Below are 15,299 nucleotides of genomic sequence, written 5' to 3' on the forward strand. Positions count from 1 at the left end.
AAATATCAATAAAATCTCGCCTAACCACATCACTTATCAAGCGAATTTTTATAGGCATTATAAAGTCAGGAATAATAGAAATATTGAAAATAAAAAACAATATCCATACCGTTTTAAGACAAAAAAAAGTGTTGTTATTATGGTAAAAAAATATTTAATAATATAAAAAAAAGGAATCCGAAGATCCCTTTTTCAAACATTTATTTTAGTAAGGTAACATCCCCTACCTGACTTACCCGGTTGCCATCCACCGTCCTCGCATCCAATTTATAAATATAAACCCCGGCGGGAAGTGGATTCCCATTGTTAAAATAATAGCCGTTCCAGCCCTCGCCCAATACCTGTGTTTGGTAAATCATTTGCCCCCATCGGGTATAGATTTCCAATTGATATCCTTCAGGCACCACATTCGGGGTATAAGGCGCAAAGATGGGGTAATAACCGGATCTACTATCATTTTCAGAAATAACCGAACCGGATGGACCATCTCCCCGAGGCTGGAAAGCATTGGGAGACTGTATTTTACCTCCATCCCGCACCAAAACCGGTTGTTCAATGGTGGAGGAAGCCGCACAGCCAAATTCATTCTCTACGGTCATGGTGACGAAATAATCATCTGGCTGGGAATAAATATGATCTGCATCCGGACTGGCATTTTCTACGATGGTGCCATCCCCCCAGTCCAAAGTATATTGATTAAAAGCACCAGTGGTAAAATTATTAATCTCTACCTCCGCCTCCGGCAGAAAGACCTTTTCGGGTGTCACCCGGAAATTCACTGTTGGCGTTGGATGAACGATAATGGTATCTTTTTGAAAGAACAAACCATCCGACACCAAATTATTCGCACTCAAACTCACATAATAGGTCCCCGGATTTTCATAAGTGTAAGTGGGATTTTCCTCATTGGATTGTCCCCCGTCCCCAAAGTCCCAGGTAAAGAGGGTAAATTCATCTGTATTTCTGGATAAATTCTCAAAATGGACTTCCAGAGGTACACAACCCACCTTAGGGTTGGGCAAGAAATCTACAATTGGATTTGTGCCTTGCAGGGTCAGTAACTGGGTCACTTCCGCAATACAAGGCCCGGATTCCACCACCAGCGTCAAATTATATAAGCCTGGCTGTTCAAAAAACAGGGAATGAATATCTGCTCCCAAAAACACCTCTTCCCCATTTACTCTCCATACATATCTCCAGTCACTTGGCTTCTCCCCTTCGTTGGTGGTATTGATTATGGAAAACTCACGATCAGGCCATAATTGTGTATTATCCAAGGCATCCACAATATAATCCGGACGCACTTCAGGATAAACCGTGACATAGCGAGTAGCAGTGCTCTCGCACCCATAGGCATCTTCTACGGTCAGGCTTACCTCGTAAATAATCTTTGAGGTAGACACATTCGGCAATTCAAAATAAGGATTATCTAATGCCGAAGTGAAAATCACCCTTTGATCTAAAGAGTCGCTCACCACCCAGGAATAAGAGCTTCCGTTAATTTTATTGACCAAGGCAGAATTATTAATCACCCCCACTCTCAAAGGCGCACAGCCCCTATCCGCTGTTAAATCAAAATCCGCCACCGGACTGGGGTTCACCCTTATTTCCCCCTCCGCGCTCGCCGAGCAGTCTGTGGCTGGATTAAACACCGTTAGCGTTACCACATGCCGATTCTGAAGAAAGGCATCGCTGTTGATATAGGTATGGGATACCAGGGCCGTGTTATGCTGTTCGATAACACCATCCCCAAAATCCCAGGTATACTGCAAGCCATTGACGAGCGTGTCCAATTCAAAGCTTGCCGTGAAAGCACTACATCCCTCTGCAGAACCTATCACGGTAAAGTCCGGGTTCAGAATATCCGTATCCTGAATCAAGTCAGAACTTTGCCCCAAACAACCTTCATACGTGATCGCCTGAACAAAAACCGTATCATACTCCTGAATTCTGTTAAACCTAAATTCATTTCGTTCCAAATTGGCAGAATAGGCTTGTTCGTTAACATGGAAAATAAAATGCTGAATATTTAAATCCGCAGATGCCGTAAAGACCACTTCTTCTCCGGGACATAAAATTTTATCAGGCTTATTCCGAACCAGTTGAACATTAGGCAAATCATAAACCTGAACCCTCAGGGTATCCGACAAACGAGAACAGCCCACGCCAGCCGTTTGCGTCACTACCAGCGCGTAAGCACCAGTCTCAGTGGCGCTATAATTTGGATTAGTCGCCCCTGAAATGACGGCCTGATCTTTTAACCACTGATAAGTGACACTATCATTTACCGTACTGGTAATTTCTACCGCTCCCCCGTCACAAAAATTCACCGGCCCCTGAGATTCCAGCGTCACCTGTGGGGAGATCTGAACCTGAAGATTCGCACTAATAGTATCCGTACAGCCGACGGTATTGGTAGTGGTTAAGAGCACATTATAATAACCGGCAAAGGGGTAATTATAGGTTAAACTGTCCCCATATTTTGGCAAGCTAAAGTCCCCAAAATCCCATTGATAACTATCAATATCACCCGTGGAAGCAGTGGCATCGAAAATTGCAGGCGCCCCTTCACATATTAAAGTCGGATGACTAAAACTTGCAACCGGCCTTGGGTTTACCGTCACCAGGCTAATGGCGGAAACTTCCGGACAACTGAATTGGTTGCGTGCCACATAGCGAACTTCCCAAACGATCTGATCGAAAGTAGTATTATCAAATGTAAACTCATTATTCAGCGGGCTAAAAGACTGCCAAGTGGTCGTTCCCAAAATTCTGCGCTCATACTGCCCTAAGGATAAATCATATCCACGAGAATTATTAATAAAAGTAACCGCTAATGGACCACAACCCACATTATTCAGCAACTCCAAATTTGATAATACCTGTGGGTAAATTTCCACCGGCAATGTTCTGCTTTCCTGACAAAAACTACTTTCCACCGTTAAGCTGACATTAAAGGTCCTTGGGTTTTGGAAGGAGGCATTTTCAAAAAGGTGGGTAACCTGAAGGGAATCGGTCTCCAGCACTGTTCCATCGCCAAAATTCCAAATATACCTAAGGTCGGGAATGGCATTGGTATTGCCTAAATTTTGTCGCTCAAAAGTATAAGCAGTTCCCGAACAGGAGGAGGATGGATAAGTCAAAGGACGAACCACCCGGAAGGAGAAGTCGATTTGTGGATTTACAACGATCTGCTGGCGGTGCATTTCAGCACATCCCAATGCTGTGGTAGCAGTATACATCAACTCATAAGTAACGGCAGTGGCGGCAGTATTTTGAAAAACCGCTTCCTCATTCGCATCCCAGGAGAATACCTGCCTGCTGGAGGGATCATTCAGAATTTGATATTCCCATAAATCCTGAAGAGTATCCTGTCCCTGAGTAACATTCACCAGTTTTACCGATGTTGGGGAACAATCCGAAAGCGGAATCAAATTATAGGCGACCAATGCTTTTGGATTGATAGTATAATTAACGGTGGTCGCTGGGCTCTCACATCCATTGATGGTTTGTGTGCCATAAATGGCATAAGCTCCGGGATATCGACTATCTACATCTGTGGTGTCAGGGGTAAAACTATTACCTGCGCCAATCAGTGAATTGGCACTCAATAAATTACTGTTATACCAGTTAATATTGGAGCCTGTTGCTGCGAGTTGCCTTAAAGTATCATCCTGACAATAACCGCGATCACCGTTTACTAAGGGTGCGTTTGGCGTTGGCTTTACGGTGATGGTAAAATTCAGGGGTTGTGTATTACAACCCTGACTTAAGCCCTGCACCGTAATATTGGCCACTTCGTTTACATTCAGAACATTCGCAGAGGTGAATACCGGAATATTTCTACTGCCATTTGCGGCAAGGTTAATCGCCGTATTATCATTGGTCCAGGTATAAGTGGCTGCACCGGAAAATGGCGGAATAACCACTAATTCATCCGGGCAAACCACCACATCGGCTACCGGATCTACAAATAGGGTTGGTCGGACAAAAATACTCACGACTTGCTCAGCAGATTGACAAATAATATTATTCGCCCCATCAGTTAAGGTGAGCCAGAGCTGATATTGCTGCTCCTGAATGGTGGTAGTATCATTGACCAGCACAGAAGCCAAACTGGCCAATCCGGAGGAATCCGCGGTTTGAAAAGCCATTGGCAACGCCCCTGTAATATGGGAGTTCACCACCGGACTAAAATGATATTGCAAAATCTGTCCACCAGAAGTACGCACAGGAGTACTTAACTCAATTATAGCGGTATCTCCATTACAAATTTGATCCTGAACAGCCTCCACCGCAAAAGTCAAATCCGCATCTATGGCCACGGATCGGTTAAGCAGTGGACCAGTACAAGCCCCATCATCTGTAACCGCCTGAAATTCATAAGTCACAAGCTGTGGTGTGTTGCTATAATTGGTAATGGTTTCCCTGATAGTATCTCCAATATTCGCCACTCTATTGAAATTTGAAAAACCAAATACGGAAGGATCACTGGCGGTGGCCCTATAATTTATCTGATGATTGGGGACATTCACCAAGGTATTCAACAGCAAGGCCGCCGAACCATCAGAACATATCCTGGGGTCTAAATTATTAACCGTAATATCAAGTGTAGGATACACCTCTACGGTGGTCACCACCTCCGCTCCCAAACAACCATCAAAATAGGGCCTTATGCGATAAGTAACCGTTTGCAGCTGGTTGGAGGTATTCACCAGAACATCCTCAATAACCGCATGCCCACTTGTCGCAGGTAAATTATAGGAGGAGGCAAAACCACTAAGCGAGGGGTCCGAAGCGGTGGCTGTCCCCACAAAACCAATGGAGGCCATTGGCAAATTGCTATTAGTTACATTCGTGGTATTCAAACTAATTTCAGTTGATCCAAAGTTACAAATACGCTCTGCCTCATTTACCATCGTCATGGACGGCACGGGTTTAATTATTAAGGAGTCGCTAATGGTCAGCACCTTGTTATTGTTACAGCCCTGGATGGTTGGTGTTACCGAATAAATTAGTTTTCTAGGCTCATCCGTCACATTGTCAATTTGGCCTGAAATCGTGTAAGCAGTATCTACCACAAAACCATTTTGTACTCCTGGGCCCGAAAGCGTCCCAAAACCTCCATCTGATACGGAATTGTAGGTATAAACCAGATCAAAACCATCTATCAGGCTGGTATTGCTTGTTATGGGAATATTGACCAGCTCTCCACTACAAAGGGTATCCGGGAGGGCACCCATTAAGGCAATCGGCGTAGGGTTTACAGCGACCAAAACGGAATCTGAGGGACCGGGATTGGGACAACCCAAACGCCAGGGCGTAAGGCTGAACTCGAAATCCACAGGTATCTGGCTGGTATTTTCCAATTCATCCATAATGGCCCCGTAATTCGTCAATTGAATGGGATTGTTCAGACTATCTCTTTGGGTAACGCCGTCCACTGCATAAGTGAAATAGGTGAAATTAGCAGGATTAACGCCCGTCCTCACAGAGATGGCCGTTTCGGCCTGATCACAAATTTCCGGTCGGTTATTCTCCACCACTACAGATGGCTGGGGATAAACCGTGGCATTCACCACTAGTGGCTCTGAAAAACAGCCATTATTTTCAGCAGTAAACGATATTTCCAATGATTGGTCCGTAGTGGTTCTATTCTTCAAAAGCCATGTCAAACTATCCGTGCCCTGAGTAACTGTATTTCCAAAACCATCCATCGCCAGGCCTTCGATATTGCCATTTGGCACTAATTGCCAATGATACTGATCAACGATCGCTGATGGACTCACATCCGGCTGAACGACTAAAGCCGTGCTATCACAAACATAATAAGCGGTAGACATTGTACTTGCCATCTGCGGTCGACTGGTTAAATTAAAAACAACCACTGCCCCACTGGCACAACCATTGGCATTCACCACCCTGGCGTATAGTGTATCAGCATCTTCAGTATAATGGGAGAATTTATTGGAAACCTCCAAACTGAACGAGGCATCCATATACCAACTTACAAAATTACTAGTACCTCCATTGACCAATGAATCATAATGCGTCAATCTTAGGAAAGCCGAATTTCCTAATTCATCGTCCGAGCAAAATGAAATGCTTTGGTCGTAAGCATTGGGTAAGGCCAAAACGGTTAATTTCCCTACCTCATCCGCTGCCGGCTCCACAGTGGAGCCACAAGCCAGGGAACTTGAGCCAATTTCTACACTGAATCTTAAACCTCCTTTGCCATTTACATTCTCCACCTGTAATAAATCGGTTCCCTGCCCTCGGAAATCGGCAAAAAACACATTGGTAGTGTCTACCAACTGATAAGTGGCCCCGCTATCAAAACTAACTTTCCAGGCGTAAGTAGGCTCAAAAGTATTTAATGCATCAGCATAAAAACTGGCCACTTCCTGAGCAGTGTTACAGACCGAAATGGAATCAAGCGGCACCCTTAAACCGGGCTGAGGGTAAATGGTCAGCATGGCAGGTTGCGAAGGAATAAAGTTTGCATCACAAATGCCCCGAATATTAGCCCTGAACCTGGAGCGGTCGTTCTCCGGCAAGGCAAAAGTATCTTTCACCACCAGGCGATTAGTTTCATAGCCTGCAAAAAACAGGCTGTCTGCATCCGTGATGCGCTCCCAGGTTCCTAACTGCCGGACTTCCCAATAAATTTCAGGCCTTAATGCGGGCTCTAAACTATCATAAGGATCGATCTCCACTACAAAAGCGGCAGTAGTCCTTTCACATATTCCTGTATCTAAAGGAGATTGAACGATTTCCGGCCTTGGAATAATGAGTAGATCAATCGAATTACTCTGCTCTATGCCGCCACAGCCCAAAACTTCCTGATAAATCCGGGTATTTTTTAAAACCTCATAATCACTATCGATCACCGATAAGCTCGAACCTCTGTCCCTTAAATAAGGAACCAGATCACCTCTATTTGCTAAGGAATCAAAAGTAGATCCTCCATCAGTAGAGATCATCCAATTGTAGGCATAACCGTTGGTGATGCTGCTCGTTATTTCGGCCGTTGAATTAGCACATATACTATCCGGAGCCACCGAAACTACCGGATTACTGATGGAAGGATTAACCAGCATGGTGATAGAATCCAAAGCCTGACAACCACTGTTGTTATTGGTAACCGCTAAGCGGTAATGGGCATTTATAGCGGAAGTTTCAGCATGCAGCAGAGTATCTGTAAAATCATAAAAATTGGCGGGCGCCGGTGGCGGAGAGGCTACCGGGACGGTCTGAACAGCTGTGGATCCTCCTGTGATCAACCCTCCACCATCGAAAGAATAATCAAAAGTCAGGGAATCAACGTCAGTATTCTCAAGACTCAGTACCACTGCTGCCCCGGAACAAATATTATAAGCATCTGCTGTGAAAGTATAATCCGGCGCTTCATTTATAAAAATCGACAGGGTATCGGTGACTCCACAACCCCGTACCGTGTTGCCAAAGGCATCCGTAATCAGGTTGAACACCTCGACCTCTACCTTCACAGTTCCGGCAAAATCCCCATTAAAAACCAAATATTTCTGATGGACAGCCGGCCCGCTTAAGGTATCAAAGTACGACCTGTTCACCTGCCATTCATACTCAAAAGCCCCACCAGGCGAGACCGGGGCGATGGTGAACAATAGCGTATCTCCCTGGCAAATCGTCCCGGGCTCGCGGCTGATAATATGATCCGTAGGTTCCGGATTAACTGTCACCTGCATAGTATCCGCTGGAGAAATACAAGACAATCCGGTATAATGGTGAGTAACCTCCAGCTGGACATCCCACACTCCATCATCTTTAAATTCAACTAAATAGGCATTAAAAGGCGCCCCCACCACCGAAGTACTGGTAGTGGTGTCTGCGGGATCAATTGTAAACTGATAAGTGGTATTGGCGATAGAATAAGCATTCCGGTTAAAGGTATAAAAACCACTTGGGTTCAGCCCGCCTCCGGTAAGGCACAACTCATCTTCCCCATTAATAATTGGTTGCTGAGGGGACGCATAGGCGGTTAAGCTTTGTTCAATGGAAGGAATACCGGTTCCAAAAATACTTCTACAACCATGTTCATCCTCAATCTGAACCCGATAGGTAACCTCATTATAACCGGGATAGGTGGGAGATTGCGGATAAATATTACTGTAATCTTGGTCAGTGAAATCAATAGTCCCATTGATTGAATCCTTAGCAGCCAATACAAAACCGTCATACCAATAAGTCATGGCCAGGCTCCTGCTTGGCGGGAGATTTACCACCGCATTTAAAGAGGTCGTATCACCAAAACAAAAAGTCTTATCTGCCCCTGCAGTCACTTCCGGTAAAGCGAAAACGGAAGCATTCAGGCTAAAAGTTTGCGTACATTCATTTCCGGGAGTAGTAATAAAATCATCCCTGACTTCATGCAAAATAGGAAAGATGGTGGAATCATCGGCAAAAGGCACGCTTTGCGAAAAATTAAATTGTGGTGCATTATTTCCCTGAGGATTTACGCCAACATACCATTCATAATCATAATTGCCACTCCCCCGCTGACTATTGCAATCAGGGTATCCACCTCATCGGAACATAGGGAAATTTGATCAGGCAAATTCGAAATATCGATTCTGGCATTATGCTCAATTTGAATGGTGTCGGAAAAGTTTTGCATCACCTCCACATTACATGCCGCTACCACATTGGTGGGATAGAGGATTAAATCACTGGTTACGGCGCTATTGGTAGCGGTATTGGGATAAAATACACCGGAAGTAATAGTACCCCGAAAATCAGGACTAGCGCCCAAGGTATCCCAGGCAAAATCATTTACATTCGCGGGTGCAATCCCCACATCGGTTCTTTCTGCCAATAAAGTGACTTCCGCCCCATAACAATATTTGGTATCTATCTGGGCGTTCACCCTTGGACTGGCATGGATGAATAACGGAATGTCAATATAGGCCGAATCACAGGCTGCTACGTTCGCAGGATTCCGAACCACAAAGCGCAGGGTGACGCTGGAATTTTCATCTCCGGCAGCGGGCAGGTAGAAATTATTAAATTCCTTTGAACTGTTCACGGAAGCTTCCAGCCCCGTATCATCAAATTTAAAATTACCGGCTCCTGATTCGACAAACCACTCCACCTCCGTTTGCCCGGAGTAAGCCAAGCCTATAGCAGATGCCATAGCGGCAAGATCTACCTCAAATGCACCACAGGCCTGAAAGGGATTCGCATCTGTCACATTTACCAAAGGTGCCTCATGAACATTCACTGTATCAATCACTTTTGAATAATCACAGCTCAGTCCATTTTGAGAAAGGGCCGTAACAATTGCCCGAAGTTCAAATTCCCCAAAATCAGGAAAATTATAGGTCGTAAAGGCATCCACTCCCCCATTATCTCCGCTGAGCAGAAGGGTACTATTATCTGACAGGTCTTTTACCTCCCATTGGTAATAGGTGGGTGTAAAATTATTGCCGACCCAATCAGTAGTTTCATTTATCGTCACAGTGGTTCCCTGACAAATATCCGGAATATCAATTTCCTGAATAAAGGGCAGGTTTTGAACACGAATGGTCTGAGGTCTTGTCGCTACATTACATCCCGAACCACCGCTGGTATTGGTAAAAATCATCTCCAACCGATATTCCCCAGAATGAATGAATTGATACTCATTGGAGGTGGAGGAATTATTAGTGGTATTATTCCCGCTAAGCACATGCCGGGCCATCACAATATTCCCCAGGCTATCAAACAGCAATACCTCTACCTGATCAAAGTTGGCAGCAGGAAAATTCAAATCACCGGCTAAAGTATTTTTCCAATTCACGGAAGCGCCGGCATATAAAAACACATCGGTACTACAATCTGAAGGAGCAAAAGTGGTCCCATCTGCCTGTAAAAGTCCCGGTGGAATATCCGTGGTGGAATGATCAATATTGGTCAATATTCCTCCGGTGGGCGCATTACTATCAATCGACACCTGCACCGTATCAGAATACACCAAACAACCATGGCCGGCATTGGTCTCCGTCACCTCTACCCAAAAATCAAAAGTCCCTGCAAGGCTCCCATCCGGGATAAAAAAGGGCGTTTGTTCATCATGGGCATTATCATTCGAACCGATAGCATCATCAAACAAAAAATCCGTTACGGCTCCGTCCGGCTCCCGATCTGACCTCCAATTATAGGTCAATGAACCGGATGCGCCTCCGGCAGAAATGGTATTCGCCAATTCCAATGCAGCGCCCGGGCAAATGGTAATATCACTTACATCCAGTGTCGCGCTTGGGTTTTCATATATGATGACCTGTTTGGTATCGGTTATAGGGCAGGTTTCCCCGGCAACGGAATGCGCAAAACCGGTATCTTCCACGGTAAGCGTATAAGTATGATCGGTATTTAAAGCCGGATAGGTAGCGTCTCCCTCAGTAATGGTTACGGTTTGCGCATTTTGAGAAAGTGAAGAGGGACCGGTCCAGGTATAACTAAAAGCTCCTGAACCACCCGTTGCATTTGGAGCGTCTAACAACAGTTGGTCCCCCTCACAAAGTTGGTCATCAGATCCGGCGGCCACCGTAATCTGATCATTGATATTCAGGCTGATCACATTTGAATTGACATTGCATCGATTGCCATAATCATCCCGGGTAGAATACCTCATTTCCACCCGAAAATTTTGATTAGGATTGTTATAATTAAAACCTCCCGAACCGGTTAGTTCACTTACATTAATGGTAATTTGCCCATCCTGCCCATTTTGCCAGCCTCTTTTGGTGGAATAATTGCCACCTGAATTACCTCTTACCCGGTATTGGACATTCAATCCATCGATTTGAGCGGAGCCATTTTTTATCACAATGTTGAAATCTTCCTCATAGCAGATATTCGCCGTGGTATGTTCATTATTATCTCCGGCCAAGTCAAAAAAGATCTCCGGAGGAAGCAGTTCTTCCTTGACGATCACCCTAATGGAATTGGAAATGGCTGCCGAATGCCCGGCAATCAAATGTTCATCACAATCACTCCATACAATCCTCCTCACATACAAATCCTGATGCAAGGCTTCCGTAATCTCAACACCACTTAAGCTTGAATTTGCGGTAGCAGGATTTTCCAGTACGGAAAAATCACTCAAGTAGGAGAACTCCCAGGCAAATTGATAATCCGGATCATCCATCAATTTTCCCCCCATGGGAGTGGATCCATCCACCTGAACAGGGGTTCGCCCATAGCACACCCGAATGGTGGCGTTCCCATTTTCATTAAAATCAATCGTGTTATTGGACAAATCCGGATATACGCGTAATGCAATTTCATTGGAATTACTCTCGCAAAGGGTAGCCACACAAGCATCATTTCCGCTCCCATTTCCAGCATTACAATTTGAAACCAATGATGCAACCACCCGACGAAATTCATAATAGCCCTCATTCGTTTTATAATTCCCTTCTTCGGTATCATAATTTTGTCCGCTCGCACTTCCCTGAGCATTCTGCCAGGCGCCCCAGCTGCTGCCATCACCCGAGAAACGATACTCCCATTGATATTGATAACCATTACCTGCCCCACCGGAAGCCACATTGCCCGAAATCGTTCCCAGATTGGTATTAAAGCAAAAGTCTGCCGGTGCTAAAGGACTCAGGCTGTTGTCAATTTCAGGATATAAGGTAAGGGTAACCGGGCTGGGGACACTTTCACAAACAACCCCTGCGCCAGCATCGTATTTTTGAGTTGCGAAAAAGGCTACTGTTGTTGGGGTGGAAATCCCGGCCCAGTTGATATTGGGATTATAGGTATTCGAACCATCCAGGATAAAATTCATATTTTCATCATACCAGCTAATAATAGCATTGGGATCTGAAGGAGTGGCGGTAATGGTCTGATCGCCTTCGAAACAGACTGTAGGTTGCGTCACCGCAGGAGCTGGTGGCGCCTCAATGGTACATATCGTCCTGGTCCATAAATCAACCGGATCATTTGCCCCACCATGGTTTAAATTATCGGATGCTGCACCTAAAAAACCGGCTGCAGTGCTTCCATCTGCCCCATAAGCATTACACACGTTCCAGCTTCTAAACCGAATAGAAAAACACTCTCCCACCCCTGCATTGGCCGGAAAAACAACTGCTGCCGATGCAGGAGTGGCAGCGGTAGGATCGGCCACCCACTGGATCGGGCCGTAGTATACCTGGCCGGCTGGAACATTCGCCCCTCCTACGGTAACGGTGCCACCCGAGAAAGAATTCGTTTCGCCATAAATATATTGGACCCATCGACCTTCTTCATTCGGGCTTAAAGTTTCTTCCGGATTAGTGGTACAATTCCAGATGGAGATATCCTGTAAGCGATGTGCATTGGTGTTTCCCGCGCAAATATTATAATCACCAGCAGCAGGCGTGGTAAATAAACCTGTACCTCCGGCAGCCGGGTCTTCCTCATCCACTGCATTGAGGTTAAAGTTATCTTCGGTATCCCAAACGGTCACCTGAGTACCAAGCGTAAACAAATCCGGGCAGTCCACCCCATTGATCCGAAGGTAAATGCGGGGAACGAAAGTACAATTCTCTGTATCTGCATTAATATTATTGCCACTGGGGTAGCCATTGGCATAATCATAGGTATGCGTTTGCCCGGTAATACCATAATAATCTATTGAACCTACGGATTCGATCACCGATAAACTTCCAAAAACCTGTGGTGCCTGCCCGTCATCCCAATCTACCAGGATCTCCGCATTGGCGGCTTGGGCAGCATCCATGATCCAGCCCACTTTAAGGATATATTCGGCATCACCGGAGCAGCCATTGATGGCTATCGGCGTTAAAGTAAAGTCATTATTAATATCCGCACACGTTTGGGCCCAAAGCCCCTGCATCGTCAAAAAATAAACAAAAAATAATGTCCATTTTTTACTCACCCTCTTCATAATGGTCAATGTTGGTTAAAATAATTTTGCCTGAGCAAACTGTTTGAGTTTGATCAAAGGACTTGACTATTTGTAACCAACTACAAAGTGCATTGATCAACCGCCCTAATGCTGGCTGTAGTAAGGTTTATAGGGCTTAACCACAATTTTGACGGCTATATGGAAAGCCATCAGTGGAACAGTCTGTAAGCGGAGAAATTGAAAGAAAAACCATTAGTTCCCTATTCAATGGTCTTCAGATAAACGCAAAAAAAGGGTCAAAAAAAAGAAGTGCTTTAAACCAAATAATAGGCGTTCAAATTAAAAAAGGAGCTGAAAACAATATAAACCCGATTTAAAAAAGCCTATCCGCCGATTACCCATCCAAATGCTTATCGTTAACTTCAGCTTATGTTATTAACTGGGCAATGGTGGATAATCTCTACAAGCTGCTTGACGACCACATTCAACATTCCCCATTGAAAATCAAACGCATTCCAAATACGCTCCAACACGGAACAAAAAATTATCAAGATCTATCCTCTGCCAGTAAAACGTCCTCGTCACCCGCAACAAATGGGATTTTAACTGCCTTTTGTAGCGCATTACACCAAGCATCCGACTACTATTCCACCCCAAAAAAATGCTTGAGCATAATATTCAAGTAATAAAAAGAGCACTTTTATCATTTTTTTTGGACACAAAAAAAGGCCTGATTTCAAAAACCAGACCTTTTACAAATGATATACTACTTTACATCACTACCTGTTCTTTGGGCTCTTCCCAACATTCGGCGCCCTCTTTTATACCAATATTACTGGCCCTGAAAACGGGATCCTTCCCTTCCTTTTTCTGTTGGCGATAATCCTTAAGGGCGGCAAAAGCAATCGGCCCCAACTTAATGATGGCATAAATATTTACCAGTGCCATCAAAGCCATGAACAAATCGGCCATATCCCAGACAGTCTGAACCTTTACTAATGCACCGAAGACTAACATGCCCAATGCCGCAAATCGATAAATCATTTTCAACTTACTATCGCCACGGTGAATAAAATCAATATTGGCCTCACCATAATAATAGTTACCAATAATGGAGCTGTAAGCAAATAACAGAATCGCCACGGCTATAAAAATTCCACCCCAGCTTCCAACCTGAGACTGAAGTGCAGCCTGCGTTAACTTAATTCCATCTTCAGCACCAGCGGCTTCTACGCCGGAAACCAAAATCAACATCGCCGTAGCCGTACAAATTAAAATGGTATCTGTAAAAACGCCCAAAGTCTGAATCAGACCCTGCTTCACCGGATGACTTACGGAAGCCGTTGCCGCGGCATTAGGAGCAGAACCCATACCGGCTTCATTGGAGAACAAACCTCTTTTGATTCCTTGCATTAATGCCGCCCCCACTGCACCGGCTGCCATCTCTCTCAAGCCAAAAGCGGATTCCAAAATCAATGAGATGACCGCCGGAATCTGGCTGAAATTCACCACCAATACATAAATCACTATAAATAAATAGGCGATGGCCATAATCGGTACAATGACCTCCGCTACAACGGCAATTCTCCTTACACCTCCCATAATTACAGGGGCTGAAATTACAACGAGTATTAAAGCCATCCACTTCGCCTCAATATCAAATGCTCCGTGAAAAGCAGCAGCAATCGTATTGGCCTGCACCGCATTAAAAATAAAACCAAAACAAATGGTAATCAAAATGGAGAACACGATTCCTAAAGAACGATTCCCCAAAGCCTTTTCCATATAATAAGCGGGGCCTCCCCGAAAACCATGAGGTGTTTTTTCTTTGTAAATTTGAGCCAATGTACTTTCCACAAATGCAGAGGCCGATCCGATCAAAGCAATTAACCACATCCAAAACACCGCTCCGGGCCCACCAGCGCCTACTGCCAGCGCTACTCCTGCCAAATTTCCGGTACCTACCCTTGAGGCGGTACTCATGCAAAAAGCCTGAAAAGAAGAGGTTCCTTTAGATTCACTTTTGGAACGGCCATCCGCCAATAGCTTGACCATTTCTTTGAACATTCCAAACTGAACAAAGCCTGAATTGATGGTGAAATAGAGTCCCGCAAGAATCAGGACTGCGATTAACACATAAGACCAAAGGAAATTATTACTACTATTTAGCGCCCACAACAAACCATTCTGAATAGACGACAGTAAAGAATCCTGCATTATAAATTTTTATGGATTAAACAAAGTTCAAAAAGAAACGCAAAATAGGGTTTCTTTTCCGGACATTGTGAGAAATGGAAGAGTTATTACCAAAGATTCATCGAAACCTTAGAAATTTTCCAAAATTTACACTAAACCGGAATGATCTTTTAAAATGCAATGACTATACCAATCCCTAAAAAATTCGAAGTTGCCTTCATATTCC

The 15,299-nt window shown here is 44.6% G+C and carries 3 protein-coding genes; all 3 read right to left on the reverse strand.

Features of this window, described 5'->3' with window-relative positions; genetic code table 11:
• Window positions 1-200: 200 nt before the first annotated feature.
• The 3 genes from NG22_RS08545 to NG22_RS08555 all read right to left on the reverse strand — a co-directional run bounded on the left by NG22_RS08545 (window position 201) and on the right by NG22_RS08555 (window position 15,094).
• Window positions 201-8,450 (reverse strand): PKD domain-containing protein, encoded by an 8,250-nt coding sequence (locus tag NG22_RS08545; protein WP_053405361.1) that lies wholly within the window; start codon window positions 8,448-8,450, stop codon window positions 201-203.
• A 44-nt stretch (window positions 8,451-8,494) separates the two neighbouring features.
• Window positions 8,495-12,916 (reverse strand): hypothetical protein, encoded by a 4,422-nt coding sequence (locus NG22_RS08550; protein WP_053405362.1) that lies wholly within the window; start codon window positions 12,914-12,916, stop codon window positions 8,495-8,497.
• 732 nt (window positions 12,917-13,648) lie between these two features.
• Window positions 13,649-15,094 (reverse strand): sodium:alanine symporter family protein, encoded by a 1,446-nt coding sequence (locus tag NG22_RS08555; RefSeq protein WP_053405363.1) that lies wholly within the window; start codon window positions 15,092-15,094, stop codon window positions 13,649-13,651.
• Window positions 15,095-15,299 lie beyond the last annotated feature (205 nt).

The sequence above is a fragment of the Persicobacter sp. CCB-QB2 genome (genome assembly GCF_001274635.1).
Lineage (GTDB): Bacteria > Bacteroidota > Bacteroidia > Cytophagales > Cyclobacteriaceae > Persicobacter > Persicobacter diffluens.

Bases quoted from the DNA above. Each gene is read 5' to 3' on its own strand.
- NG22_RS08550 (WP_053405362.1), bottom strand. From the start codon at position 12,916: ATGAAGAGGGTGAGTAAAAAATGGACATTATTTTTTGTTTATTTTTTG.
- NG22_RS08555 (WP_053405363.1), bottom strand. From the start codon at position 15,094: ATGCAGGATTCTTTACTGTCGTCTATTCAGAATGGTTTGTTGTGGGCG.